This window comes from Homoserinimonas flava, assembly GCF_054969005.1.
Window position 1 is genome coordinate 668,764 of sequence record NZ_JBUEQS010000002.1, and the last position, 26,691, is coordinate 695,454.

The 26,691-nt window shown below is 65.9% G+C and carries 24 protein-coding genes, 1 tRNA gene and 1 rRNA gene; 22 read left to right on the forward strand and 4 right to left on the reverse strand.

All coding sequences use genetic code 11. The annotated features are described in order from the left end of the window. Nucleotides 1-119: 119 nt before the first annotated feature. The 21 genes from rrf to ACY48M_RS08715 all read left to right on the forward strand — a co-directional run bounded on the left by rrf (nucleotide 120) and on the right by ACY48M_RS08715 (nucleotide 21,032). Nucleotides 120-236 (forward strand): 5S ribosomal RNA (gene rrf / locus ACY48M_RS08615). 105 nt (nucleotides 237-341) lie between these two features. After that, on the forward strand, nucleotides 342-1,346 hold the full coding sequence (locus tag ACY48M_RS08620; protein ID WP_462819854.1) for a hypothetical protein: 1,005 nt from the start codon (nucleotides 342-344) through the stop codon (nucleotides 1,344-1,346). A gap of 31 nt (nucleotides 1,347-1,377) precedes the next feature. Further along, nucleotides 1,378-2,370 (forward strand): HAD-IIA family hydrolase, encoded by a 993-nt coding sequence (locus ACY48M_RS08625; protein ID WP_462819899.1) that lies wholly within the window; start codon nucleotides 1,378-1,380, stop codon nucleotides 2,368-2,370. 38 nt (nucleotides 2,371-2,408) lie between these two features. Further along, the gene (locus ACY48M_RS08630; RefSeq protein WP_462819855.1) at nucleotides 2,409-2,618 is read left to right on the forward strand and encodes a hypothetical protein; all 210 of its coding nucleotides are present in this window, start codon (nucleotides 2,409-2,411) and stop codon (nucleotides 2,616-2,618) included. A gap of 76 nt (nucleotides 2,619-2,694) precedes the next feature. Then, a complete protein-coding gene (locus ACY48M_RS08635) occupies nucleotides 2,695-3,498 on the forward strand; it encodes a TlyA family RNA methyltransferase (RefSeq protein ID WP_462819900.1) in 804 nt (267 codons plus the stop codon). A 32-nt stretch (nucleotides 3,499-3,530) separates the two neighbouring features. Further along, nucleotides 3,531-4,511 (forward strand): NAD kinase, encoded by a 981-nt coding sequence (locus tag ACY48M_RS08640; RefSeq protein ID WP_462819856.1) that lies wholly within the window; start codon nucleotides 3,531-3,533, stop codon nucleotides 4,509-4,511. Nucleotides 4,512-4,545: 34 nt separating this feature from the next. After that, nucleotides 4,546-6,249, forward strand: coding sequence for a DNA repair protein RecN (gene recN, locus ACY48M_RS08645; protein WP_462819901.1), 1,704 nt, complete (start codon nucleotides 4,546-4,548; stop codon nucleotides 6,247-6,249). Between the two features lie 28 nt (nucleotides 6,250-6,277). Then, nucleotides 6,278-7,975, forward strand: coding sequence for a CTP synthase (locus ACY48M_RS08650; RefSeq protein ID WP_462819857.1), 1,698 nt, complete (start codon nucleotides 6,278-6,280; stop codon nucleotides 7,973-7,975). Nucleotides 7,976-7,980: 5 nt separating this feature from the next. Continuing rightward, nucleotides 7,981-8,568: an NUDIX domain-containing protein gene (locus ACY48M_RS08655; RefSeq protein WP_462819858.1), complete on the forward strand. Its 588-nt coding sequence runs from the start codon at nucleotides 7,981-7,983 to the stop codon at nucleotides 8,566-8,568. A gap of 112 nt (nucleotides 8,569-8,680) precedes the next feature. Continuing rightward, nucleotides 8,681-10,483 (forward strand): outer membrane protein assembly factor BamB family protein, encoded by a 1,803-nt coding sequence (locus tag ACY48M_RS08660; protein ID WP_462819859.1) that lies wholly within the window; start codon nucleotides 8,681-8,683, stop codon nucleotides 10,481-10,483. 70 nt (nucleotides 10,484-10,553) lie between these two features. After that, on the forward strand, nucleotides 10,554-11,471 hold the full coding sequence (xerD, locus tag ACY48M_RS08665) for a site-specific tyrosine recombinase XerD (protein ID WP_462819860.1): 918 nt from the start codon (nucleotides 10,554-10,556) through the stop codon (nucleotides 11,469-11,471). A 129-nt stretch (nucleotides 11,472-11,600) separates the two neighbouring features. Beyond that, nucleotides 11,601-12,497, forward strand: coding sequence for a ParA family protein (locus ACY48M_RS08670; RefSeq protein ID WP_462819861.1), 897 nt, complete (start codon nucleotides 11,601-11,603; stop codon nucleotides 12,495-12,497). A gap of 4 nt (nucleotides 12,498-12,501) precedes the next feature. Further along, complete coding sequence (locus tag ACY48M_RS08675; RefSeq protein ID WP_462819862.1) at nucleotides 12,502-13,329, forward strand: segregation and condensation protein A; 828 nt, start codon at nucleotides 12,502-12,504, stop codon at nucleotides 13,327-13,329. Continuing rightward, complete coding sequence (gene scpB / locus ACY48M_RS08680) at nucleotides 13,319-13,924, forward strand: SMC-Scp complex subunit ScpB (protein ID WP_462819863.1); 606 nt, start codon at nucleotides 13,319-13,321, stop codon at nucleotides 13,922-13,924. Before ACY48M_RS08675 ends, scpB begins: the two co-directional genes overlap by 11 nt. Next, nucleotides 13,911-14,762 carry a pseudouridine synthase gene (locus ACY48M_RS08685; protein WP_462819864.1) on the forward strand — a complete coding sequence of 284 codons (852 nt, stop codon included), beginning with the start codon at nucleotides 13,911-13,913 and terminating at the stop codon, nucleotides 14,760-14,762. Before scpB ends, ACY48M_RS08685 begins: the two co-directional genes overlap by 14 nt. Then, on the forward strand, nucleotides 14,759-15,853 hold the full coding sequence (locus ACY48M_RS08690) for a prephenate dehydrogenase (protein WP_462819865.1): 1,095 nt from the start codon (nucleotides 14,759-14,761) through the stop codon (nucleotides 15,851-15,853). The genes ACY48M_RS08685 and ACY48M_RS08690 overlap by 4 nt, the downstream gene beginning before the upstream one ends. Beyond that, nucleotides 15,826-16,551, forward strand: a complete 726-nt coding sequence (gene cmk / locus ACY48M_RS08695; protein WP_462819866.1) for a (d)CMP kinase — start codon at nucleotides 15,826-15,828, stop codon at nucleotides 16,549-16,551. Before ACY48M_RS08690 ends, cmk begins: the two co-directional genes overlap by 28 nt. A gap of 40 nt (nucleotides 16,552-16,591) precedes the next feature. Continuing rightward, entirely contained in the window at nucleotides 16,592-18,106 is a 1,515-nt protein-coding gene (gene der / locus ACY48M_RS08700) for a ribosome biogenesis GTPase Der (protein WP_462819867.1), read from the forward strand. 84 nt (nucleotides 18,107-18,190) lie between these two features. Continuing rightward, complete coding sequence (locus tag ACY48M_RS08705) at nucleotides 18,191-19,282, forward strand: serine hydrolase domain-containing protein (RefSeq protein WP_462819868.1); 1,092 nt, start codon at nucleotides 18,191-18,193, stop codon at nucleotides 19,280-19,282. A 29-nt stretch (nucleotides 19,283-19,311) separates the two neighbouring features. Next, nucleotides 19,312-20,391, forward strand: a complete 1,080-nt coding sequence (locus ACY48M_RS08710) for an LLM class flavin-dependent oxidoreductase (protein ID WP_462819869.1) — start codon at nucleotides 19,312-19,314, stop codon at nucleotides 20,389-20,391. Between the two features lie 41 nt (nucleotides 20,392-20,432). Next, nucleotides 20,433-21,032 (forward strand): NUDIX domain-containing protein, encoded by a 600-nt coding sequence (locus tag ACY48M_RS08715; protein ID WP_462819870.1) that lies wholly within the window; start codon nucleotides 20,433-20,435, stop codon nucleotides 21,030-21,032. 46 nt (nucleotides 21,033-21,078) lie between these two features. Here ACY48M_RS08715 and ACY48M_RS08720 read toward each other — a convergent pair whose 3' ends face one another. Next, nucleotides 21,079-22,197, reverse strand: a complete 1,119-nt coding sequence (locus ACY48M_RS08720) for a TetR/AcrR family transcriptional regulator (RefSeq protein ID WP_462819871.1) — start codon at nucleotides 22,195-22,197, stop codon at nucleotides 21,079-21,081. Then, nucleotides 22,194-23,408 (reverse strand): TetR/AcrR family transcriptional regulator, encoded by a 1,215-nt coding sequence (locus ACY48M_RS08725; RefSeq protein WP_462819872.1) that lies wholly within the window; start codon nucleotides 23,406-23,408, stop codon nucleotides 22,194-22,196. The genes ACY48M_RS08720 and ACY48M_RS08725 overlap by 4 nt, the downstream gene beginning before the upstream one ends. A 427-nt stretch (nucleotides 23,409-23,835) precedes the next feature. Here ACY48M_RS08725 and ACY48M_RS08730 point away from each other — a divergent pair. Then, nucleotides 23,836-23,909, forward strand: a tRNA-Pro gene (locus ACY48M_RS08730). 224 nt (nucleotides 23,910-24,133) lie between these two features. Here ACY48M_RS08730 and ACY48M_RS08735 read toward each other — a convergent pair. Further along, nucleotides 24,134-26,113, reverse strand: coding sequence for a hypothetical protein (locus ACY48M_RS08735; protein WP_462819873.1), 1,980 nt, complete (start codon nucleotides 26,111-26,113; stop codon nucleotides 24,134-24,136). After that, on the reverse strand, nucleotides 26,110-26,586 hold the full coding sequence (locus ACY48M_RS08740; protein WP_462819874.1) for a hypothetical protein: 477 nt from the start codon (nucleotides 26,584-26,586) through the stop codon (nucleotides 26,110-26,112). The genes ACY48M_RS08735 and ACY48M_RS08740 overlap by 4 nt, the downstream gene beginning before the upstream one ends. Nucleotides 26,587-26,691 lie beyond the last annotated feature (105 nt).

Genomic DNA, 26,691 nt, shown 5'->3' on the forward strand with positions numbered 1-26,691 from the left:
AGGTGCTTGCGTCCACTTTGTGGTTCCCGATTTACGGTCGGGGATCATCCCGCACACCGCGGTTGAGCTTCGGCTCGATAGCGTGTGCGGCTATGAACTGATACATAAATCAATAGTGTTTCGGCGGCCATAGCGAGAGGGAAACGCCCGGTTACATTCCGAACCCGGAAGCTAAGACTCTCTGCGCCGATGGTACTGCAGGGGGGACCCTGTGGGAGAGTAGGACACCGCCGGACTTCTTTGTGAAATGGCCACCCCATCGGGGTGGCCATTTTGCGTTAACGCAGCAGCCGGCGTTCTTCGCCGGAGCCGCGTTCAGAAGCACGAAAACTGGAGCAACAGTGAGCGAAGCAGACCGTCACAAGCGCCCGGGCGGCAAGCCTGAAGGTGCCCGCCCGGACCGCGGCGGCCCCGCAAAGGGGGCGCCCCGCCGTAGCGGCCCGCCGCAGGGTGGTCGCGATGGTCAGAGTCGCGATGGGCAGAAGGGTGGTCGGGACGGCCAGCGCGACGGGCAGCGGGTGTGGACGCGCGATGGCACGCCCGCCCGCGGCGACCGGAGTGCACGCGAGCAAGAACCGATCGAAGATCGCGATCCCTACGGCATCCGCTCTGTACGCAACCGGCATGACGACCCCGAGATCCCAGCCGACGTCCGTGCCGACCAGCTTGACCGCGTCGCCCGCGCGCAGCTTAAAACCTTGGCGAAGGAGAACGCAGACGTAGTTGCGATGCACCTTGTGATGGCGGCTCGCCTGATCGACGAAGATCCAGAGCTCGCACATCGGCATGCGACATCCGCAGCTCGCAAAGCGGGGCGCATTGCTGTCGTCCGCGAATCCCTTGCGATCACGGCCTACGCCGTCGGCGACTTTGCGCTGACCCTGCGTGAACTGCGCACCTATCGTCGCATTTCGGGGCGAGACGACCAGCTCCCCATGATGGTCGACTCCGAGCACGGCCTCGGACGACCGGACCGTGCCCTCGAGCTTGGCCGCTCTGTTCCACGGGCGAGCCTGCCAACCGATGTGCAGGTCGAACTCGCGATTGCGATGTCCGGAGCCCGCTTCGACCTCGGTCAGTTGGATGCCGCGCTGAGCGAGTTGGAGATTCCGCAGCTCGACCCCAACAGGGCATTCAGCTGGAGCCCGACGCTGTTCGCCGCATACGCTGCAGTACTCGAGGAGCTGGGACGCACCGACGACGCTGAAACGTGGTATGGGCGGGCAGATGTCGCCGCCGACGCGCTCGATGGTGGAACTCAGCAGACAGATGAGGATTTCATTGAAGTTTTTGAAGAAGAGATCGACGTCACAGACCCCGACAGCGACGGCCGGCCGATCGACTGAGGCGGTCGTCGCATCCGCTGAGGATGGCCGTGTGCCCCTCGACGGTGTCGATGCACTCCTGGTCGATCTCGATGGTGTCGTCTACAAGGGCGATGCCGCAATCGAAGGCGCCATCGAAAGTCTCCTCCACGCTGGAGTACGCGTCGGGTACATCACCAACAACGCGTCGAGGACTGCCGAGACAGTAGCCGATCATCTGCGGCGTCTCGGGCTTTCGGCGACCGCAGCTGACGTCGTCACCTCGTCGCAGGCCGCCGCGCGACTGCTCAGTTCGCTCGCGCCGGCCGGGGCGGAGATCCTTGTCGTGGGCGGCGAGGGCCTCATCGTCGAGGTTGAGCGCGCGGGTTTCACTCCCGTGATGAGTGCGAGCCCCGCGACGGCTGCCGTCGTGCAGGGCTTCTCACCTGAGCTCGGGTGGAAGCAGCTCGCAGAGGCGTCGTTCGCTCTCCAGGGCGAGAACTCCGAACGCCCGTGGGTTGCAACAAACAACGATTGGACAATCCCGGTCGAGGGCGGGATCGCCCCCGGCAACGGCACGCTCGTCTCGGCTGTGCACACCGCGGTGGGTCGATTGCCGGTCGTCGCGGGCAAGCCGGAGACACCGATCTTTGAAGCGGCGCTTGAGCGCTTCGCTTCGACGAGCGCGCTCTTTGTCGGTGACCGCCTCGACACCGACATCGTGGGGGCGAATCGCGCCGGCATCCGCTCTGCGCTCGTGCTCACCGGCATCGATGGGGCACGGCAGTTGCTCGCCGCCGACGCGACGATGCGGCCGAACTTGATCCTTCGTGATCTCACTGAGCTGAGCGTTCCGTATCCGGCCGTCGAGCGCACCGCTGCGGGGGAGATCCGCGTACGAGAGGCTGCGGTTCGACTCGACGGGCGCCGCCTGGAGCTCGTCGCGGCCGGCGAGCACACCGACCTCGTGCGGGCGGCTTCTGCGGCCGTGTGGTCTTCGGGCATGGCAATCTATGCGGTTGACGTCACCGACGCGCTGCTCGACGCGCTGCGAATCGCACGCTGAGGGGCGCTGCGACGCTGACGGTGTGGTGAAATTGCCGTATGAGTGACGCATCGATCGACGACGCTGCAGACGCGGCGAATGAAGCACCGTTCGACGCTCCTTTGGCGACCGATGATGATGCCGACGGCCTCGTCTCACGCCTGCGACTCATCGAAGATCAGCCTCTCGAGCGGCGGGCCGAGGCGTTCGTGCAGGTGCATGACGAGCTGAGGTCGACACTTGAGGGCGGCGAGTCGCGCGATCGCTGACATGGGATCCGAGCAGAGCGGAGTGGAACCCGGCGTGATTCCGGATGCCGCGGCGCCGGCTGCCACTCCGGGTGCTGTGACGCGCCTCGATGCGGCTCTGGCCGGTCGGGGTCTGGCACGCTCTCGCACGCACGCCGCACGGCTCATCGCCGACGGTGTGGTTCGCGTGGATGGGGCGTCGGCGCTGCGGTCATCACAGCGCGTCACCGCCGCGAGTCGCATTGAGGTGGAGGCGGCTGATCACTATGTGAGCCGCGCCGCGCACAAGCTCATCGCGGGCCTCGACGCGTTCGCGATTGCTGTGACCGGCCGTTCTGCTCTTGATGTTGGGGCCTCGACCGGCGGGTTCACGCAGGTACTGCTTGAGCGTGGGGCGAAGCATGTGATCGCGCTCGATGTTGGGCACGGTCAGCTCGCGGGCGAGATTGCAGCAGACCGCCGCGTGACGGTGATTGAGGGCTTCAACGCCCGCGACCTGTCGCAGAGCTCGCTCGCAGACGCATCCGGCGCTTCCGGCATTCTGGGCACTGGGCGGCCCAATCTTGTTGTCGCTGATCTTTCGTTCATCTCGCTTCCCCTCGTGATCCCCGCGCTCGTCGAGACGGTCGGCACGGCGGCCGACTTCGTGCTGCTGGTGAAACCGCAGTTCGAAGTTGGGCGTGGTGGCATCCGGGAGGGCATCGTTCGTGATGCTGGTCTTCGCGCCGATGCCGTTACCGGGGTGCTGTGGAGTGCGTGGGATGCAGGCCTTGGCACGAACGGCGTCATCTCCTCACCAATTCTTGGTGGCGCAGGAAACCACGAGTACGTTGTGCACCTCAGCGGCAGCGGCGTCAATCCGACAGAATGGTTGGAGCACGTTTCGACATTGACCCGGTGATACGGCTCGACAGACCCGCAAGGAGCGACTGAGTGGCTGCACTTGACCGCACGTCGGCAGAGACGAGCGCGCGCAGCATCCTCGTGGTGTCGCACACTGGCCGGGATGAATCGCTCGCCGCCGCTGCACAAGTGTGTCGCGAGCTTGTGGCCGGCGGGGTCAACGCCGTCGCGACCAGCGCCGAGCGGCTCGACCTTATCGACTACGACGCGAGCCTCAGCAGCATCCGGGTGCTCGGCGACGATGTTGCCACCAACACGCTCGAGCTCGCGATTGTGCTGGGCGGTGACGGCACCATTCTCAGGGCCGCGGAGTTGTTGCGGGGCTGCTCGGCGCCCGTCCTCGGTGTGAATCTCGGCCATGTCGGCTTTCTCGCCGAGAGCGAGCGCGACGGCCTTGCCGAAACCGTGCGACGGGCACTCTCGCGCGACTACCTCGTAGAAGAGCGCATGACGCTCGACGTGCGGGTCAAGGTCGGCGACCGCGTCGCCTACGAGACCTGGGCGCTCAATGAGGCGACCGTCGAAAAGGCCAGTCGCGAGCGGATGCTCGAAGTGGTTGTCGAAGTTGACCGCCGCCCGGTCTCATCGTTCGGGTGCGATGGCATCGTGATGTCGACTCCGACAGGCTCGACCGCGTACTCGTTTTCGGCCGGCGGGCCCATCGTGTGGCCGGAGCTCGATGCGATGCTTCTCGTGCCGCTCAGCGCGCATGCACTCTTCGCCCGCCCCCTCGTGGTCGGGCCAGATTCGGTGTTTGCTGTCGAGGTGCTCGACCGGACGCAGGGCACCGGGGTGCTGTGGTGCGACGGGCGGCGCACGTGGGATCTTCCGCCGGGGGCCAGGGTCGTGGTGCGACGCTCGACGCTGCCAGTCCGTCTCGCGAGGCTGCACCAGGGTCCATTCACTGATCGGCTCGTCAACAAGTTCCAGCTTCCCGTTGCCGGATGGCGCGGGCCGGAGCAACTCGATACGAACACGCGTGACCTGCCCGTGCAGGGTGGCGACGCGTGACTCGGGCCGCGAGCGTGCGCAGGGGGTGGCTGCCGTGATCGAGGAGATCCAGATTCGCAACCTCGGCGTCATCGGCGAGGCGACACTCCCGCTCGGTCGAGGGTTCACCGCGCTCACCGGCGAGACCGGGGCTGGCAAGACGATGGTGGTGACAGCGCTCGGGCTCTTGCTTGGCGCCCGCGCGGACAGCGGTGTCGTGCGCAAGGGGCACGCTTCGGCGGTAGTGGAGGGGCGCTGGCTGGTGTCTTCAGACGGTGCCGTTGCTGAGAGAGTTGGAGAGGCTGGCGGCGATCTCGACCCGATCGGGGGCGGTCAGGCCGAACTCATCATGGGCCGCACTGTGACGGCCGAGGGCCGCAGCCGGGCCGTCGTCGGCGGACGCTCAGCCCCGATCGGGGTGCTCGGTGAGATCGGCGCAGACCTCGTCGTCGTGCACGGACAATCTGAGCAGCTTCGTCTCAAGTCGACGACCGCTCAGCGCGAGGCGCTCGACCGATATGCGGGAGAGTCGCTCGCCGCAACCCTCGATGAGTATCAGATGGTGTTCCAGCGGTGGCAGGAGAGCCAGGGCGAGCTCGAGGTGCTCGTGGCCGAACGTGACCGCCGTGCCCGAGAGGCCGAAAATCTTCGCATCGCTCTTGAGGAGGTCGAGGCCGCAGCGCCGCAGCCAGGTGAAGACCGACAGCTTGAGGAGCGCATCGAGCGGCTCGGCAATCTCGAAGACCTTCGTCTTGCGGCCGAGGCCGCGCGTCAGCTCGTTTCGGGCGACGTCGATGACGCGCCGGCCGCCGTGACACTCCTCGATTCAGCCCGACGGCAACTCGACCGGGTCGCCTCGCACGATGTGAGTCTCGCCCCCATCGCCGACGCAATCACCAACGCTTCCTTCGTTGTCTCTGAGCTCGGGTCTGAACTCGCGAGCTACCTCGGTGGGCTCGATGTCGACAGTGCTGTCGAGCTGGAGCGCCTGCAGGAACGCCGCGCGGAACTCACCACCCTCATGCGCAAGTACGGCCCGACCCTCGACGAGGTCATCGCCTTCCTCGACGAGGGCAGCGGTCGGCTCGTGGAGCTCGACGGTGACGCTGACCGCATCACGAGTCTCACGGCCTCGGTCGATGGCGACCGGAAGGCCGTTGCCCAACTCGCCGAGCGTCTTCACGTGATCCGGGTCGATGCTGCGGCCCGGCTTGGACATGATGTGAGTGCCGAACTCTCGGCGCTCGCAATGCCAGAAGCAACGCTCACTGTCGACGTCACCGAGCGCGCCGAGTTCGGGCACAGCGGCAAAGACCAGGTCGCAATACTCCTTCAGCCCCACGCGGGCTCCGAGCCGCGGCCGCTCGGTCGGGGGGCATCCGGCGGTGAGCTCTCTCGCGTCATGCTCGCCATCGAGGTCGTGCTCGCCGGCACCGACCCGGTGCCCACCTTCGTCTTCGACGAGGTTGATGCCGGGGTCGGTGGCGCCGCTGCAATCGAAATCGGACGACGCCTCGCTCGCCTCGCCGAGCGTTCGCAAGTCATTGTCGTGACGCACCTTGCCCAGGTCGCTGCATTCGCCAACAACCACCTCTCGGTTGTGAAAGACAGTGACGGCAGTGTCACGGCGAGCAGTGTGCGCCAGCTCGAAGGAGATGAGCGTGCGGCCGAAATGGCGCGGCTGCTCTCAGGGCTGCCGGATTCGCAGAGCGGGCTCGAGCACGCACGCGAACTCCTGGGGATGTCTGCAGCGTCGTAGCCGTTCGGCGATGATAGGCTGCAACCCCGTGGCGGACAATTCGAATGCGGGCGTAACCAAGCACATCTTCGTCACCGGAGGTGTCGTCTCTTCTCTCGGCAAAGGCCTCACTGCAGCCAGTCTGGGCAATCTGCTCACGGCCCGCGGCCTCCGGGTCGTCATGCAGAAGCTCGATCCGTATCTCAACGTCGATCCGGGCACCATGAACCCGTTCCAGCACGGCGAAGTGTTTGTCACCGACGATGGTGCCGAGACCGACCTCGACATTGGCCACTACGAGCGCTTTCTCGACATCAACCTCGATCAGGCAGCAAACGTCACCACCGGTCAGATCTACTCGACCGTCATTGCGCGGGAGCGTCGCGGCGAATACCTCGGCGACACCGTGCAGGTGATTCCGCACATCACCGACGAGATCAAGCGCCGCATGCGCCTGCAGGCGCAGGAGCCGGCCGATGGCAGCCCCCGCCCCGATGTGATCATCACCGAGATCGGCGGCACGGTCGGTGACATTGAGTCGCAGCCGTTCATCGAGTCGGCGCGCCAGGTGCGGCACGAACTCGGCCGCAATAACTGCTTCTTCGTGCACGTCTCACTCGTGCCATACCTCAGTGCCGCTGGCGAGCAGAAGACGAAGCCGACCCAGCATTCCGTGGCTGCGCTGCGATCAATCGGTATCCAGCCCGACGCGATCGTGTTGCGCTCGGACCGCCCGGTGCCCGAGACCATGAACCGCAAGATTGCGCTCATGTGTGACGTCGACCCCGAGGCTGTCGTCAACTGCCCGGACGCATCGAGCATCTACGACATCCCTGAGACGCTGCACGAGCAAGGCCTCGACGCGTACATCATCGAGCACCTCGGCCTCTCGGCACGCGACGTCGACTGGACTGGCTGGAGCGAACTGCTCGAGACCGTGCACAACCCCAAGCACGACGTCACGATCGGGCTCGTCGGCAAGTACATTGACCTGCCCGACGCCTACCTTTCGGTGACAGAGGCGCTCAAGGCCGGGGGCTTTGCGAACGACGCACGGGTGCGCATCGAATGGGTTCCCTCCGATGAGTGCGAGACGCCGGAGGGTGCGGCGCGCATGCTCTCGCACCTCGACGGCATCTGCGTGCCGGGCGGCTTCGGCGTGCGCGGCATCGAGGGCAAGCTCGGCGCCCTGCGATTCGCCCGTGAGAACGGCATCCCGACACTCGGACTGTGCCTCGGACTGCAGTGCATGGTGATCGAATACGCGCGGGATGTCGCAGGGCTCGAAGGGGCATCGTCGACCGAGTTCGACCCAGGGACGCCACTCCCCGTTATCGCGACGATGGCGGAACAGGTCGACATCATCGCCGGGGGAGACCTCGGCGGCACGATGCGTCTCGGCCTGTACGAGGCGGCACTCGCGGAAGGCTCGATCGTTGCTGAGGTGTACGGCGCCCCGAACATCTCCGAACGGCACAGGCACCGCTACGAAGTCAACAACACCTACCGCGAGCAGATCGCCGACGCAGGGCTTTGGTTTTCGGGCACCTCGCCGGACGGCACCCTCGTCGAATTCGTCGAGCTGCCGCGCGACGTGCACCCCTACTACGTGGGCACGCAGGCGCACCCGGAGCTGCGGTCGCGGCCGAACCGCGCGCATCCGCTGTTCTCTGGTCTTGTGACGGCGGCACTCGATCGCCAGCGCGCGAGTAGACTGTTCGAGGTTTCTGAGACCACGGCGGTCTGAGCGTCGTGGCCGACGACCAGCACGGCATTGCACAGGAGCCATCGCTCGCTGATGAGCCGAGCCCGCAACAGCTTGTGAGCTCGGACGTGGTGTTCGACGGTGCGGTGTGGAATGTGCACCGCGATCGTTTCGCCTATGGCGACACCGAGATCGTGCGCGAGTACGTGGCCCACGCCGGTGCTGTCGCCGTGCTCGCTGTTGACGACGCCGATCGTGTGCTGCTCATCAAGCAGTACCGTCATCCGATCGGCATGCGTGACTGGGAGCTGCCAGCTGGTCTTCTCGATGTGGCAGGCGAAGACCCGCTCGACGCGGCAAAGCGTGAGCTCGAGGAGGAGGTCGACCTCCGGGCGGATGACTGGTCACACCTCATCGAAATCTTCACATCGCCAGGGGGAAGCAACGAGTTGGTGCGGGTCTACCTCGCGCGCGGTCTGACCACGGTTGCGCACGACTTCGAGCGGGACGCAGAGGAGGCCGACATGGAGCTGCGCTGGGTCACGTTGGAAACCGTGCTGGCAGCGATCCGTGCTGGCAAGGTTCGAAACGGGATTCTCGTCGCCGCAGCACTCGCACTCTCCGATACACTCTGAGCGTTTGCCTAGAGTTTTGTTGGTGCGACCGCGTGCGGGGGGACCAGCCTGACTCAGAGATTCCCATCACCCACGGAGTTGAGCGCATCACGCTCGGTTGAGGAGCAGAACCATGTCCGCCACCCCAGATGACCCGAGTGCAGGGCCGGTCGAGCCCAGCGAACCCAAAGAACCGGTGACACCCGTCTCGCCCGTGGAGCCGGTTGCGCCCGTGGAGCCTGCTGCGCCGACGGAACCAGTTGTGCCCGTGGCATCCGCGGCGCCCGCGGCCCCGACGCCACCGTCACCGCCGGCCAATGGCGGCCAGCCCGCTGCTGCGGCCGCTGCGGAGCCGAAGAAGTCGAAGCTCGGCCTGTGGATCGGGCTCGGCGTCGGCGCATTCCTTCTTCTCGTCGGCGCGATCGTTGCAATAGTGGTCCTCGTGCTGCCGGCGATCTTCGGTGGCTCGACCTCGTCTGCCGGCGTGCGGGACATCGCCGAGGAGCCCGACGAGGCATGGACCTTCGACTTCGCGGGAGATGCCGACGCCGACTACCTCTACGGCCAGCCCGGGGTTGCTCATGTCGGCGACGGCCAGGCGCTCGTCTGGGCGGAGTTCGACTCCGCCGCGTACTACGACGACCAGGACTCGAGCTACGGCTGGTATGAGGGCTACGAGGAGCACTACGACCTTGGCTATGACGCTGGTGCGGAGTACAAGATCGCTTACGACGCATGGTGGGACGACGAGACCTACACCCTCGAGTACCCCGACTACGCCGACTACTTTCTCGACGAGTGGTACGAGGGCGAAGACTACCTCGGCTATATCGACGGGTTCTACGACGGCGAGGACGGTCTCGAGCGCGGCGCGAATCAGGTCGAGGCTCCAGTCGAGCCCGACTACACCCCCGTCGTCACCCTGATCGATCTCGCGGACGGCGAAGCGCTCTGGACGCTCGATCTCGCGGCCGAGACTGACGCGGATGCTGAGAGCGTCATTGACGCGACCGACGTCACGGGCTCGTCGCACATTGTGGTCTCGGTGAGCAACGCGGAGAGCGAGTCGATCATCGCATCGGTGAACCGCAACTCCGGCGCGGTCGACTCCGTGCTCGAGGTCGACGGTGGCGTCGATGTCGTCGCGGTCGGCGGTGCGCTCTTCGCCCTCATCACCGACGAGGACGGCGACGGTTCCGTGCAGCGACTCGATGTCGGCGACCTCGAAGCTGACCCCACGTGGGAGGAGAGCGTCGACGAGCCGTACGGAATCTACGGCGTGCGCAACGAGTGGGTCGCCGTCTTCGGTGCCGACAGCGGCGAAGTGTTCCAGGCCGAGGACGGCGATGCGGCCGAGTGGGGTGACGACATCGGAGACGAGGGTGTGAGCTACACCTTCGCCGGTGACCAGCTCATCCGAGTCGAGACCGATGGCGACGAGTACGAGATCGAAGGGTTCTCCTTCGAGACCGGCGACTCGGTCTGGGACGACGCGATCGATGCCGAGTGGTACACGAGCGTCGACGGAGCCATCTTCATCGGCGACGAGACGAGCGACGGGTACGACAACATCCAGCGCATCAATCCTTCGAACGGCGAGCCGATGTGGGAGGACGAATACGGCGACGAGCTCACCGGGATCGGTGCCGTCATGGGCGATCGTGTCATCGCCGGCAACCCGTCGGAGCGCATCGTCGTGATCAATGCGGGCAACGGTGAGGAGATCTACAACGACAAGTTCGACGAGGTGTATGGCGTGTGGTTCGGCACCGATTACTTCTACGTCGAGGGCGAAGACGAGTTGGTTGCGATGGCGACGGCCGAGAAGGGCGACGTGTGGTCGTTCGACCTCGACGAGGACCAGACCGTTGTAAGCATCGGTGATCGACTGCTCCTGCTCGACACCGACAAGCGCGAGCTCAGCGGGCTCGAGTAGCGCGGTGCGACGGACTCCGTGGCGGTAGCCTGACGATGTCAGCCCTACCGTCTCGGAGTCCGTCACCAGCATGACCCCTGCACCGCCCATCGCTACCCTGGTCGACCGGTATCTCCGGCACCTCGGTATCGAGCGCGGGCGCGCAGCGAATACCATCGCGGCGTACCGTCGCGACCTCGCGCTCTACGCCGACTTCTTGGGGTCGCGAGGGGTGACGGAGCTCGGGGTCGTCTCGAGCGCCGACGTTTCAGCGTTCAGCCAGTCACTCGCACTGGGCGGGCGGAGCGCATCCTCGGCGGCACGCATCATCTCCTCCGTGCGCGGCCTCCACCGCTTCTGCCTCGAGGAGGGGCACCTGCAGACGGATGTCGCGGCCGACACGAAACCCCCCAAGCTCGCGCTGCGCCTGCCGAAGGCCATCCCTCTCGCCAGCGTGGAGGCGCTGCTCGCGGCGGCCGGCGGCGACGACCCTGTCTCACTCCGCGACCGCGCACTGCTTGAGTTGCTGTACGCCACGGGCGCCCGTGTCTCGGAGGCGGTCGGGCTCAACGTCGATGATGTGCTCGACGCGGGCGATGGCGACATGGTGCGGTTGCTCGGCAAGGGCGGCAAGCAGCGCATCGTGCCGCTCGGCAGCTATGCCAGACGTGCGATCGCCGCCTACCTTGTGCGCGCGCGGCCGGGCATGTCGGTGAAGGGTGCGGCGAGCCCCGCACTGTTTCTCGGCGTGCGAGGGTCGCGGGTGTCTCGCCAGAACGCGTGGCTCATCATCCGGAACCGTGCTGAACTCGCGGGCATCACGGCGGAGGTGTCGCCGCACACGCTGCGGCACTCGTTTGCCACGCACCTGCTCGAGGGCGGTGCCGATGTGCGCGTCGTGCAAGAACTGCTCGGGCACTCCTCGGTTGCCACAACCCAGCTCTACACACTCGTGACCGCCGACACGCTTCGCGACATGTACACGATGGCCCACCCCAGGGCGCGATAGCCACACACGGACTCCTGCGAACGCGGTGCGTGCAGCGGGCCGCGGGGGCGACCGGACAGTACAATCGTGGACGTCGGCACGCACGCAGACCGGGCGTTCATCCGGTCACTTGAGGTTAGGAATGTCGGGATGACAGCACAGCGGGACAAGTCGGCCGAACTCGACGGTGTCGACTTCGCGGCCGGCAAGAAGCCGGGCCCGACCGGTCGCCCGCAGCGGTCGTTCGATGTGCCCGCACCGCTCAAGGGTCACGGCCCGGCCCGCATCATCGCCCTCTGCAATCAGAAGGGTGGCGTCGGCAAGACGACGACGACCATCAGCGTCGGCGCCGCGCTCGCAGACTACGGTCGCCGCGTGCTCGCGGTCGACTTCGACCCGCAGGGCGCCCTCTCGGCCGGCCTCGGCGTGCAGACGCACGATGTGCCGAACATCTACGACCTGCTGCTCGGCACGATCAAGGACCCCCGCGAGACGATCCAGAAGACGGGCACGCCCAACCTCGACGTCATCCCCGCAAACATCGACCTGTCGGCGGCAGAGGTGCACCTCGTCAACGAGGTCGCGCGCGAGCAGATCCTCGCCGGCGTGCTGCGCAAGGTCAAAGACGACTACGACGTCGTGCTCATCGACTGCCAGCCTTCGCTCGGCCTGCTCACGGTCAACGCGCTCACGGCGAGCCACGGTGTACTCATCCCGCTCGAATGCGAGTTCTTCGCGCTCCGCGGTGTCGCCCTGCTCATCGAGACGATCGACAAGGTGCGCGACCGTCTCAATCCGGCGATCGAACTCGATGGCATCCTCGCGACCATGTACGACGCTCGCACCCTGCACTCTCGCGAGGTGCTCGAGCGTGTCGTCGAGACGTTCGGCGATCGTGTCTTCGAGACCGTCATCGGGCGAACCATCAAGTTTCCGGATGCCTCGGTAGCGGCAGCCCCGATCACCCAGTTCGCCCCCGAGCATGCGGCAGCGGAGGCGTACCGTCAGCTCGCCCGGGAGTTGATTCATCGTGGCGCGGTCGCCTAGCGCCATGCCGGCGGTCCCTGACGCGGATGGTGCGGATGCAGCATCCGTCGCTCCCGTCTTCACCGTCGCGGTCGGCGGCTTCGACGGGCCCTTTGACCTGCTGCTCACCCTGATCGGCAAACACGAGCTCGACATCACCGAGGTGTCGCTGAGCCTCGTGACGACTGAGTTCATCGCCTACCTGCGCACGCTCGATTCGCATGAGGAGATGAACGAGGCGAGCGAGTTTCTCGTGGTTGCGGCGACCCTGCTCGACCTCAAGGTCGCCGGGCTGCTGCCGCAGGGCGAACTCGTCGATGCCGAAGATGTCGCGCTGCTTGAGGCCCGTGACCTGCTCTTCGCGCGACTGCTGCAGTACCGCGCGTTCAAGGAGGCGTCGTCGTGGTTCGACGAGCACCTGCTCGCCGAGTCGACCCGCACGGTGCGGTCGGTGCGACTCGAAGAGAAGTTTCGGCAGTCGACCCCCGAGCTCGTGTGGACGCTCTCGCCAGACGATTTTGCGGCGCTCGCCGCCGTCGCGCTTGCGCCGCGCGAGCTGCCGACCGTCGGGCTCGACCACCTGCACGCGCCGCTCGTGAGCATCCGCGAGCAGGCGGCATACGTCGTCTCGATGCTGCGTCGGGGCGAGCCGCAAACGTTCCGGCAGCTCATCGCGGGCGCCGAGCAGAAGGGCGTCATCATCGCCCGCTTCCTCGCGGTGCTCGAGCTCTACCGCGGCGCCGCGATCTCGTTCGAGCAGATCGAACCGCTCGGTGAGCTCACGGTGCGCTGGACCGCCGAACACTGGTCAGACGAGAACCTCGCCAACCTGGGGGCAGACTATGGCAACTGAAACGAACGATGTGCTCGAGACGCAGGAGGTGGCCCCGCCGACAGCGTCGGAGTTGCGCGAGCGGCTTGAGGCCATCCTCATGGTCGTCGACGAACCCCAGGGGATTGTTGGGCTCGCGACAGCCCTCGGTGCCCCGGTCCACGCCGTGCGTGAGACCATCGCGGCTCTCGTCGCCGACTACGACGGCACGGCGGGTGCCCCGCGTCGCGGCTTCGAACTCCGCGAGGTTGGCGGCGGCTGGCGAATCTACGTGCGGGCAGAGCATGACGCCATCGTGAAGGACTTCGTGCTCACCCAGAACCCGAGCCGCCTCTCGCAGGCCGCCCTCGAAACCCTTGCCGTGATCGCCTATAAGCAGCCCATCACGCGCGGGTCGATCGCGTCGATCCGCGCCGTCAACGTCGACTCGGTTGTGCGCACGCTGCTCGGGCGAGGGCTCATCACTGAAGCGTTTACTGATGCCGAAACGGGTGCGATCCACTACGCCACGACCGACCTGTTGCTCACACAGCTCGGCGTGAACTCGCTCGACGAGTTGCCGCCGATTTCCCCGCTGCTCGCCGACGGTTCGGAGGGTTTCGATGACCTCCGATAATGGTCCGGCGCGTCCCGGCCTGGGCGAACAGCCCGACGGCGTGCGGTTGCAGAAGCTCATGGCGGCGGCCGGAGTCGCCTCACGGCGCGTGTCGGAGGATCTCATCTCGGCGGGCCGTGTCGAGGTCAATGGCGAGGTGGTCACCGAGCTCGGCCGACGGGTCATGCCCGACGATCGCGTCGCCGTCGATGGCACCGCGATCCAGCTCGACACCTCGCGCCGCTACCTCATGCTCAACAAGCCCGTCGGCATCGTGAGTTCGCTGCAGGACGAACGTGGGCGACCGGACCTTCAGCGCTACGTCTCGAAGTTCGACGAGCGGCTTTTCAACGTCGGTCGCCTCGACGCGCAGACGTCTGGCCTGCTCATCCTCACCAATGACGGTGAACTTGCCCACGTGCTCGCGCATCCGTCGTTTGGGGTCATGAAGACGTACATTGCGAAGGTGCAGGGAAGGGTGACGCCGCAAACGATCGGCAAGCTCACACGAGGGGTGGACCTTGAGGATGGGCCGATCGCGGCCGACAAGGCACGGCTGCTCTCGAGCGGCGGCGGTGGCGATGAGTCGATCGTCGAGATCACGCTGCACTCTGGCCGCAATCGCATCGTGCGTCGCATGCTCGAGGAGGTCGGGCACCCGGTGGTTGACCTCGTGCGCCGGCAGTTCGGGCCACTGCACCTCGGAACGCTGGCGTCAGGTGAGCTGCGCGACCTCACGAAGGCGGAGCTCGGGCAGCTGCTCACGATCGCTCGTGATGCCTCGCCAGAGGCGGGAGTCGCAGAGGCGGGAGTCGCAGACGCGACAGAGTCGGATTCAACGAACGGACACACGCGGTGAACGCGACAGCACGCACGATCGGCCCGGTTCGGGTGGTTGGGGCTGGCCTGCTCGGGGCGAGCGTCGGTCTCGGCCTGCGGGCCCAGGGCATTGATGTCATCGTTGCCGACGCGTCGCCAACAAACCTCAGCCTTGCGATCGACTACGGTGCCGGGCGCAACGCCGCCGACACCGATAGCCCAGCGCTCATTGTCGTCGCTGTGCCCCCTGATCTCACGGCAGAGGTTGTCGCGCAGGAGCTTCAGGCGTTTCCGAGCGCGCTGGTGACGGATGTCGCGAGCGTGAAGGTCGCGCCGCTCGCCGAGTTGAGCATGGTGGGGGCCGACCTTACCCGCTACATCGGCTCGCACCCCATGGCGGGGCGCGAGCGGGGCGGCGCAATTTCGGCGCGCGCGGACCTGTTCATCGGCCGGCCGTGGGTCATTACCGCCCACGCGGGCATCCCGGCGGCGCAGATTGCGATCATCGAACACCTCGCGCACGACCTCGGTGCCGTGCCGGTGGCGATGTCGGCCGAGGAGCACGACCGGGCCGTCGCCCTCGTCTCCCATGCCCCACAGGCGGTCGCGACGCTGCTCGCGCGCCGCCTCGTCGATGCCGAGGAGCGTTCGCTCTCGCTCGCAGGCCAGGGCCTGCGAGACACGACGCGCATCGCCTCAAGCGCGCCCGAGCTCTGGGTGCAGATCATGGGGGCGAACTCGAAGTTCATCATCGAAGTGCTGCGCGACCTGCGCACCGACCTCGATGTGCTCCTCCACTCACTCGACGACCAGGAGGCGAGCGGCGCGCGACGCTCCCTGGCGCAGATCCTCGCCGGCGGCAACGCCGGGGTGGCGCGGATCCCCGGCAAGCACGGCCAGGACCGTCGCTTCGCGCAGATCGTCGTCAAGGTCGACGACCACCCTGGCGAGCTCGCGAGGCTGCTCACCGAGATCGGTGAGGCCGGCGTGAATATGGAAGACCTGCGGCTTGAGCATTCGCCTGGCGCCGAAATCGGGCTCGCCGAGATTGCCGTGCTGCCTGAGGTGGAAGATCGACTTGTGCGCGAGCTCGAATCGCGCGGATGGAAAATTGTGGGGGCATACCGTTGACCGAAAAAACCATCGTGGCCGTTGATGGCCCGGCCGGCAGCGGCAAGTCCAGTGTGAGCAAAGCCGCCGCGCGAAAGCTCGGCTTCGACTACCAAGACACGGGCGCCGCCTACCGTTCGCTCGCATGGTTCGTGCTCGACCGCGGCATCGACCCCGCCGACGAGGCGGCCGTCGTCGATGCGCTCGCCGACTTCGACTACGCGATCGGCATCGACCCCGATGACTACTTCGTGCGCGTCGGCGGTGTCGACGTCGAGGCGGCGATCCGTGAGCCGCGAATCTCGTCGGTCGTGAGCGCGATCGCCCGCATCCTTCCGGTGCGCGCGTACCTCGTCGAACTCTTCAGGCACGTCATCGCGGAGAGTGACAAGCCGGGCATCATCACGGAGGGCAGAGACATCACGACCGTGGTGTGCCCTGATGCCCCCGTGCGGATTCTGCTCACAGCATCCGAAGAAGCTAGAATGGCACGGCGCTCCGCTGAAATCACGGGGCAGTCGGCTCATGACGTGGCGAAGCACCTCAGTTCGCGCGACGCCCAGGATTCCCGGGTGGTGGACTTCATGAACGCCGCCGAGGGTGTGACCGCCCTCGATTCAACCGATCTCGACTTCGATCAGACCATCCAGGCGGTGGTCGATCTCGTGCAGCGCGCAGGTCGGGTAGGCCCCCCGGCAACGCTGACGCCGATTGAGTAGGCCCGTCAGGGCCGTATCGAAATCCCTAAAGGACCCCACAATGGCAGACCACGATCAGGACGACTTTCCGGAGCTCGATGAGCAGCTCGCCGGACGCCTCGCCGCCATCACCGACGACGAAGCGATCATCCGCGCCAACGCGCTGCGTGCCGGCCTCACCGACTACGACCTCGACGACGAAGACCTCGACATCCTCGACGCGGTCGGCGACGACCCCGACGCGGTCGTGTACCTCCCGGCGCTGCCAGTGCTCGCGATTGTCGGCCGGCCGAATGTTGGCAAGTCCGCGCTCGTGAACCGCATCCTCGGCCGCCGCGAGGCCGTCGTGGAGGACACCCCCGGCGTGACCCGTGACCGTGTCACCTACAAGGCGGAGTGGAACGAGCGTCGATTCTCGCTCGTCGATACGGGCGGGTGGGAGCCGGATGCTCGCGGCATCGATGCATCCGTCGCCATGCAGGCCGAGGTCGCTGTCGATCTCGCCGACGCCGTGCTCTTCATTGTCGATGCGAACGTCGGTGCCACCTCGACCGACGAGCACGTCGTGCGGATGCTGCGCCAGACCAACAAGCCCGTCATCCTTGTCGCGAACAAGATCGACGATGTGCGCCAGGAGCCGAACGCCTCGGAGCTGTGGAGCCTCGGGCTGGGGCAGCCATGGCCCGTGTCGGCGCTGCACGGCCGCGGTGTCGCCGACCTGCTCGATCACGCCCTCAGCGTGCTGCCCAAGGTGTCTGCCGTTGCGAAGGAGGAGGTCGGTGGCCCGCGTCGCGTCGCCATCCTTGGCCGCCCCAACGTCGGCAAGTCGAGTCTGCTGAACAAGGCAGCGGGGGAGGAGCGCGTTGTTGTCAACGAGCTCGCCGGCACAACGCGCGACCCCGTCGATGAGCAGGTGGAGATCGGCGGCAAGGTGTGGCGTTTTGTCGACACCGCCGGCATCCGTCGCCGCGTGCACCTCTCGCAGGGTGCCGACTTCTACGCCTCGCTGCGCACGAGTGCCGCGCTCGAGAAGGCCGAAGTTGCCGTCGTCGTGCTCGATGTCACCGAGCCGGTGAGCGTGCAAGACCTCAAGATCATCGACCTCGTGCTCGAATCCGGTCGCGCCCTCGTGCTCGCCTACAACAAGTGGGACCTGCTCGACGATGAGCGTCGCATCTACCTCGAGAAGGAGATCGAGCGCGATCTGTCGCACGTCGCCTGGGCGCCGCGCGTCAACATCTCAGCCAAGACGGGTCGCCACCTCGAAAAGCTTGTCCCGGCGCTCGAAACGGCGCTCGAATCGTGGGACACGCGCATTCCGACCGGCAAGTTCAACGCGCTCGTCGCGGAACTCACGGCCGAGCATCCGCACCCCGTGCGTGGTGGCAAGCAGCCCCGCATCCTCTTCGGCACGCAGGCCTCGAGCCGGCCGCCAACGTTTGTGCTCTTCACCACCGGGTTCCTCGACCCGCAGTATCGCCGCTTCATCACGCGTCGCCTGCGCGAGATCTTCGGCTTCGAGGGCACCCCGATCAACGTGAACATGCGCGTGCGCGAGAAGCGCAAGCGCTCGTAGCCCTCGCCGCGCCCGCCCTCTTGAAGTGAGGACCCCTCAACGGGGGTTGGTGTGCGACCGTCATGCGGGCCTAGAATCACGCTCGTGACTGCCGTCGAGACCCGAGTTCGCGCGGTGCTCGACCGCTTTGCGGCGCACTCGGATGTCGGCGCGCTCTCGTTCGCGTTCGCTTTCCCCGAGACGGGGTGGTCGATGCTCTATGACACCGCCAACGACACAGCTACACCGGCCGGCCCGACGCCTCGGCCGTACTTCATCGGCTCCGTCACCAAGCTCTACACCGCGGCACTCATACTGCAGCTGCACCAGGAAGGGATGCTGCGGCTCGACGACCCCATCGTGGCGTATCTCGACGGGGACCTCATCGCGGGCATCCACGTCTACCGCGAACACGACTACACTGAGCGCATCACGGTGCGGGACCTGCTTATGCACACCTCGGGGCTCGCGAACTATCTCATGCAGCCGAGACACGACGGGGGATCGGTCTTCGATGATGCGCTCTCGCGAGACCGCGGGTGGACCTTCGGCCAGGCGCTCGGCGTCGTACGGGCGATGCGACCGGCGTTCCCGCCGGGGGCCCCGCGACGCGCCCACTTCTCGCACACCAACTATGCGCTCCTCGGCCACATCATCGATGCCGTCACATCCATGCCCTGGGAGGCCGCGGTCGTGGAACGCATCACCGGCCCGCTCGGACTCACCGCCACTTGGCCGTTCTCCCTCAACGACCTCGATCGCTACGACGGCGTCGCGCCCCTGCTCCACGGCACCCGAGCGGTGCGCCTGCCGCTCACCATGGCGTCAGTGCGAGCGCAGGGCGGAATCGTCTCGACGGCAGAAGACGGCATCGTGTTTCTCCGCGCCCTCTTCGACGGGGCGCTCTTCGACCGCGACGCAGTCGAACTCATGACGCGCGAGTGGCGCCGCCTCACCGTCACCAGCTCCGCCGGCATCGGGCTCATCCGTCACCGCGTGCCGACGCTCCAGGCCGGCCCGCGCCCGGTCGAGCTGCTCGGCCACCCAAGCTCGACCGGATCGGTGCTATACCTGTCGCCAGCAGACGGGCTCTACATCTCGGGCACCTTTGGGCAGATCCAGCGCCCGACGGCAAGTCGCGAACTCGTCACCCGCCTCGTGCTCGCCACACGCGAGCTCCGCCGCCTGACGGAATAGGTTGCGGCCCTCGACGGTTGTCGAGAAGGATGACCTCGTTGACTGACACCATGCCGCAGCATCCGCTTCGCCTCTCTGTGCTTGACCTGATTCCGGTGCGAAGCGGGCAGAGCTCGGCGGATGCGATCGCAGCGTCGATCACGCTCGCTCGCGTCGCCGATGAGCTCGGCTTCGAGCGATTCTGGGTTGCCGAGCACCACAACATGCCGGCCGTCGCATCGACGAACCCCGCGGTGCTCATGGGCATCCTTGCGGCGAACACGTCGCGCATCAGGGTCGGCTCCGGCGGCGTCATGCTGCCGAACCATTCCCCGCTTGTCGTGGCAGAGCAGTTCGCGATTCTCGAGGCCGCGTTCCCTGGGCGCATCGACCTCGGCCTTGGCCGCGCGCCAGGGAGCGACCCCGTCATCACCTCGTTCTTGCGATCGAGCGGCACCACCAGCAACGTCGATGAGTTCGAGCGCAACGTGGGGGAAATCCAGGTGCTGCTCGATGCGGATGGCGCGAACCTGCAGCTGCCCGGAGGCCGCAACTACGCCCTCAGTGCGACCCCGAAGGCGGCGAGCGTGCCGAGCACCTGGCTGCTCGGATCGAGCGACTATTCGGCGCGGCTCGCGGCGAAGCTCGGGCTGCCGTACGTGTTTGCGCATCACTTCTCCGGCGAAGGAACGAAGCGCATCGTCGAGCTGTACCGCAGCGGCTTCACCCCAGGGGAGGGCGCTGCGACCCCCACGACGTTCCTCACGCTCAACGTCTCGGTCGCGCAGACCGCCGCCGAGGCCAGCGCTGCCGCGCTGCCATCGCTCCAGCAGATGGCACGGCTGCGCAGCGGGCAGCCGCTCGGCCCGCTCGCCACCATCGAGGAGGCGGCAGCGATCACCCTCGCTCCCGCACAACAACAGCTCGTCGACCAGATGCTGGGGCGATGGGTCATTGACGAGCCCGTGGCGGCGGCAGCTCGCATCCAGAAGCTGGCGACGGAGATCGGCGTCGACGAGGTCATGCTCGTGCCCGGAATGTCGGCGCACGACGATGACGCGCACAACACGTCACCTGGACGGGTCGAGGCCCTCCGGCTGCTCGCCGCGCAATTGACGTCACACGGCTGAACACGCCGAACCACCACGCCCGCGCATGAGAGAGTGGAGGGGTGACACACACGCCCCCATTTCGACCACGCGCTTCGGGCGACGGCTGGGTCGAAGGCGTCGACGGCAGCCGGTTTTGGGGTGTCTTCGGCGCCGCAGGGCTCCTCGCCCACGACCCCGCCCGCGGGGTGCTGCTGCAGCACCGCGCCGGCTGGAGCCACTTCGGTGGCACCTGGGGGCTGCCGGGTGGTGCACGACACGACGGCGAATCCGCCTACGACGCCGCAGTCCGTGAGGCCGCAGAGGAGGCCGCCGTGCCGGGCGACGCGCTCCACCCGCTGTTCGAAAGCGTGCTCGACCTGGGGTTTTGGTCGTACACGACGGTTGTCGTCACAGTGACGAGAGCCTTCNCCGCAGTCCGTGAGGCCGCAGAGGAGGCCGCCGTGCCGGGCGACGCGCTCCACCCGCTGTTCGAAAGCGTGCTCGACCTGGGGTTTTGGTCGTACACGACGGTTGTCGTCACAGTGACGAGAGCCTTCGAGCCGCGCATCGCAGACCCGGAGAGCCTCGACCTTCGCTGGGTTGCTCTCGAGGCCGTCGATGCGTTGCCGCTGCATCCGTATTTCGCGGACGCGTGGCCAACCTTGCGGGCCCGCCTCTGAGCTTGTCGTCTGTCGGCGTGCGTGCTGTCGGCTTGCGCGCCGAGGCTTAGTGGCCGGTGGAGGCCATCGCCACCATGAGCACGCGGGTGATTTTGGCCCTGATGGTGATGCTGTCGTGCCAGCCGATTGCGCCACCGAGGTCGTTGACGATGCCGAGGGCCGCGAAGGCCAAGAAGGCTGCCTCAGGCTGGGTGAGCTCCGCTCGGGCTTCGCAGAGGGCGCGAGTCCAGATGTCCAAGAACTCGCGCTGCAGGTCGAAGATGTCGTCGCGCCACGCTCCGGGGATGTCGCGCGCTTCGCTGACGAACACCGTGATGCTGTTGGGGTCCCTGAAGGAGTGGTGCACATACGAGCCACACAGCCCCGAGAGCACCCGGCGCGGCCCGCCCGGCAGTGCAAGCATTGCGGCGTTGGTGGCCCGCAGATACGAGTAGCCGATGACGCAGCCTGCATGCATGAGGTCGTACTTTGAGCCCACGTCGCGCGTGATGGTCTCGACCGGCACGTCGGACGCCGCAGCGATATCTTCGATCGCCACTGCGGCGTATCCGCGCGTAGCGAAGAGGTGCATAGCCTTCGCGATGGCCCGGTGTTGCGGGGTCGGGTTGTTGAGCCAGGGGAGCGCGACGGACGCGTAATCCACCTCGAGGTCGTCTGGCCTGCCGATCCTGCTGTCGAGGATGCGGAGTGCGGTGACGGTGAGCAGGGTGAGCATTTTCGGCTCAGGCAGGGTTGTCGGGTGCAGCGTGATGCTCGCAATGGTGCTGTGTGCCGCACCAGCGAGGAGCAATGCGTCGTCGCGGCTGAGTTCAGGCCGCATGATGGAGAGTGGTCGGTAGATACGTTCTTGGATTTCGTCGACAATGACGCGGTGACGGTCGCGGTCGGCGGCGGTGAGGTATCGAACCTGTGACCGGTGGAAGCCGCTCACATTCCCGCGGTCGATGGTCGCCTGTGCGGTCGCTTCGACGATGGCGGTGAGTTGGGCCCTGGCCTGCCGGGCATCGCTTGGCAGGGAAGTGAGGTGGTCTGTCGCGGTCTTCAGTGTTTCGACGGCGCGGAGCAGGCCGGTCGAGAAGCGCTCGTAGCTGTCGGGGAACTCTCCGGAGCCTCCGGGTGCAGGCATGGTGGCATCGAGGGTGCGGTCGCGGGTTATGGCGCTCATCGTGCCAACACCATGACCGTGCTTGTGCACTTCTCGATCTTTGCTTTGACCGTGTCGTCGTCGACCCAACGCAGAAGCCTGCCGAGGTCGCTCACCAGGCTGAGGGCCGCGAAGGCCAGGAACGTAGATTCAGTGACTGAAAGCTCTGGGCGAGCATCCATGATGACGCTCGTCCAGAGGCGCACGGAGTCGTCTTGCATCGCCAGCATCGATGGCCGATTCTGGTCGTCGAGGTTGCGGGCATCGGCAAGGTAAATCGACATGACTTTGTAGTCGGCGAAGTAGTGGCGCACGTAGGCGCAGTTGAGGGCACCGAGGCGGTCGCGGGGTGACTCGGTCGAGGCGATGGCGCGTGTGGTGTCGAGCTCGAGTGATTCGTAGCCGCGTCGGCACGCAGTGCTCAGCAGGTCTGACGTGTTGACGTAGTGGCGCCGGATGGTGTCGTGCGTGACACCGGCGCTCGCCGCGATGTCGTCGAAGGTGACGGTGGAGAAACCCCGTTCGTAGAAGAGGTCGACGGCGGCCGCGAGGATGCGACCGGCCTCACTCGTGTCGCTCTGCCATTCCGGGTGGGTTGCCACCCAGCCGAACGGGTCACACGCGGCCGGTTCGCTGTCGAGGAGGCGCAGCGCGGTGACGCTGAGCAGCGTCTGGAGTTTTGGCGCCGGCATGCTTGTCTCGTGGATGGTGATGCTCGCGATGATGCTCTGCGCGGCCGCGGCGAGCAGGTTGGCGTCGGCTTCGCTGAGCTGCGGGCGGTGGAGCATCAAGGGTTGACGGAAGCGGCGGCGCAATTCGCCGATCTGCTCGCTCAACATCTGCGCATCTGGCCTCGTGAGGTAGCGGTATTCGGAGCGGTAGAAGCCCCCTGTGGAGCGTGTGGCAATCGTGACCGCGACGGACTGGTCGATGACGCGGGTGAGGATGGCGCGAGCCTGGCGTGGGTCGTTGGTTTCGATGCCGTCGGTGGCGCGAAGGAGCGCGAACGTCGTGCGGAGTGCAACCTCGCGAAAGAGCTCGTACTTGTCGGCGAAGAGTGCATCGAAGGTGGTCCGGTCGACGCGCGCTGCGGCGAATATCTCGTCGAGGGTGGTGCCGTGATAGCCGCGGGTGGCGAAGACGGTCGCGGCCGCGTCGATGATGTACGCACGCGCGTCTGGGGCGCTGGCATCCTGCTGCGGTGCGGGCTGGGCGTTGCGGAGTTCGGACATCTGATCACCTCCCACCCGTGCGGGTAACGATGGAGGGTTCTGTGACGCGCGCATCACTGCGCTTGCGCTGCTCGCTGGACGGTGCGCTGTGCGGGGTAAAAATCGTCATTGACATCGTTGCGTCCCTCCGGGTGATGCCGTTGCCCAAGTGAACCACGCAGACCGCCGGAAAAGGGGGTACGTTGTCCCCCAGTCCGGGGGAGCAGACTAGCCTGTCTCACCATGAAACGGGGTACAAGCTTGCTTCGGAATGGTAGGTATTCGTGCCCCACTGTTTTGCCGCCATCCGCGCACACCGTCGGTGCGCTCGAGCCGCGGGGTCGCGTCACGGTTCCGGGCTCCGTCAGATGTGCGGATGCTGCGGCGAAACGCGATAAGCTATCTCGGTTGCCAACGCACCCCACACAGGGTCGATGGCGACAAGCCACGGGCTGTGGCGCAGCTTGGTAGCGCACTTGACTGGGGGTCAAGGGGTCGCAGGTTCAAATCCTGTCAGCCCGACAAAAGGGTCGAACCAAAAACCGTCCCAAATACTCAGAGTGAGATCCCTTTTGGCAGATGCCGGGAGGGATTTCGTCGTTTGCGGAGCGACTCATACTGTCTGATTTCGCCGCTTTGATGATTTTCGGCGCCCCGGAGGGTTAAACCACGAAACGCGCCCGTTTCCGGGCGCGTTGTATCGATCTGTATGCGGCGTATGGTGCGGGAACTCGGGGCGGGGGTGCCTAGGTTCTGAGTGGAGACGCTAATGCGCCTTGGTGGTAGAGCAGGATGATGGGATCGCTCGGGAGTGTTCCTGTGTACCGGTTGATGCTCACGCGGTCGCGGCGGCGCCACTTCTTCTCGCCGGGCTCGCTCGGTTGGTCCTTCAGCGCTGCGACGGCTTCTTCTTTCAGGAAGGTGGCAATGGCGCGCAGGTTGTAGACGGTGAGCAGGAACGCCATGAAGAACCCAGCTGCTGCGAATCCGCGGACCCGACGCCGCGAGGGACTATCGATGCTCTCCTGGCCGTCATCCTTGCTGTTGCCGTTGAGCCCTTCGATGCTGTTCCGAGCGTGCTTGTGGAACTCATTCCACTCGTCACTCTTGTACTGGAAACCTTGGCTGGTTCGAATGTCGTCCTCCTGCTGCAGTGTCACGGAGTGCTGGCGGCAGATCTTGGGAAGGAAATTCATGTCAGGAGCATCCGCCTCGTCAACGCGAATGCGCTCCTTCTCAGCGACCGCAGGAAGAGTCTTACCCTCACGTTCCATGAGGAGTTCGAAGATTGGGCAGCTGACGGTCGGGCTGTTGCTCCGGGCGGGGCAACTGACGGGTTGGCGCCCCTTGGCATCGGGACGCTCTTTCGCCCGAACCTGGAACGCGCGCCGATTCTCGATTCGGACCTTATAGACCTCGTCATCGACGCCATTCTGCTTCTTCTCATGGTCAACCGAGGCCATCTGCAGCGCCTTCGGCGTGCCGGGGCACAAGCGAAGACCTTCGATGAATATGACGCCGTCCTTCGTCCCGAGCTCGCCGTGCTTCCCCTGAGGGCCGAGCCGGTCGATTCTGTATTCGGTTGACGGGGTCCAGCCCAACGCCCGTGCGGGAAGGTGCAGCCGGGACGGTAGCGCGTTGGCCCAGTACTGTTTGTCGGCGTCGGCGAGACCTGGAGTGAGTCCGATCTGTCCGGCTATGCGCATGAGTTCGACGGCTTCTTCGGAGACACCGACGTTAGGCATGCTGAGGGTGGCCGCCACGGCGAGCTGCGGAAACCGCCTGGCTCCGGGCGCCTCCGAGTCCACCCGGACAGCGATGTTCACCTCCCATCCCCAGGTGTACTCCGTGTCCTTACCGCCGCGCTTCACGGGGGACGTGGCGTCTCTGCTGCCGGGAGTGAGGTCAGAGCGGTTGTCTTCACTCTTGGCGTGGAATCCGGCGAACGGGTCGACAGTGCTGGTTTTCGAGAGTCGCTGGATTTCGTCGAGGTCACCGCTAGCAATTGCCGCGACCTCCGCGGCGATCAGCGCCTCCAAGCGCTTTGGTGCGTACTGCTTGGCCAGGCTTGCGGAGCGAATGACGGTCTGGTCGAAGGAGATGTCGAGCTGGTTGCTGACCCTGCGTGTGTGACGTGGCTGCTCGCGGTAGGTCATGTGCAGCAGGGCGTTGGTGAACTCGTTGAGGCGTGCTCGCGCGATATGTTCGCGGTGCTTGTCGTGGGCGGCCAGAACGTCTCTGATTTGGCCGTAGGCGAGGTTCACGTATCGCTTCATCGGGTAGGGGTCCATGAGTCGCAGGATTCGGTGGAATGAGTTGCCAACGTTTTTCTCCCATCGTTTCTCTTCGCGTGAAGCAATGCCGAATGATGCGACCGGAGTGGGAAGTCCGAGGTAGTCGCGCGACTCTTGAGTGAGGCGGCGGTAGAGAACGCGGTTGAGATTGCGGATCCACAGGGAGTTCTTCTCCGAAGCCAGGAGAAGCATCCCGACCAGGATCGCGCCGCGGGGGATCTCGGTTGGACGCCCGCCCCGTCCGGGCACCGGATTGTCAATCTGATCCCAATCTTCAAGCAGCGTCAGGACACCGGACTTCATGATCCTGGTCGCGGCGCGAACGACATCGGCGTGGCTGATCTCTGTTTCTAGTCGACCGCGCTGGTCGACTTCGACCTCGGTGAACCCGCCGAAGCGCTCGTCCTCGTGGTCGTCGATTGTGGCCATCATGCGTTGACCTCGCCGGTGATGGGGGCGAGCCAGTCGGTGGCGCTATGGGCTTGGGTATGGCGAAGGTAGGGGGAGAGGCTGGCTGGTGTCGTGAATCCGGTGACCTCCAGAAGCACGTCGATGGGCAGGTTCGCGTTGATGAGGGAGACGATCCACCCTGAGCGCAGTCGAGCAACAGATGGTCGTAGTTCTCCTCGATTCTTGGTGAGGAACTGCTGCAACTGGTGGGGCGGATACTCGTCTAGTCGATAGGCGTGGAAGAGGTCACCTGCGGTTCGACCGCCGATCGCCTGGCTCAGAGGCTGCACCCACGATGCGCGCACAGGTACTCGACGTTCGATGGGTTCGCGAAGGGTCACGAACGCGCGACCGTCGGTGAGCTCGATGTCGCTGACCTGCGCGTCCATGATCTGTTGCGCGGTCAGCCCGGCTCCGGCAGCCAAGGCCAGCAGCGCTCTGAATCGCCCCGGCATGTCTGGAGAGCGTATTGCTGGTGTCAACCCGTTCGTTCGAGGGGTTCGATCAGAGCGTAGTCGATGTGCTCCAACTCGACGGGTGTGAGGTCGTGGATCGAGCCG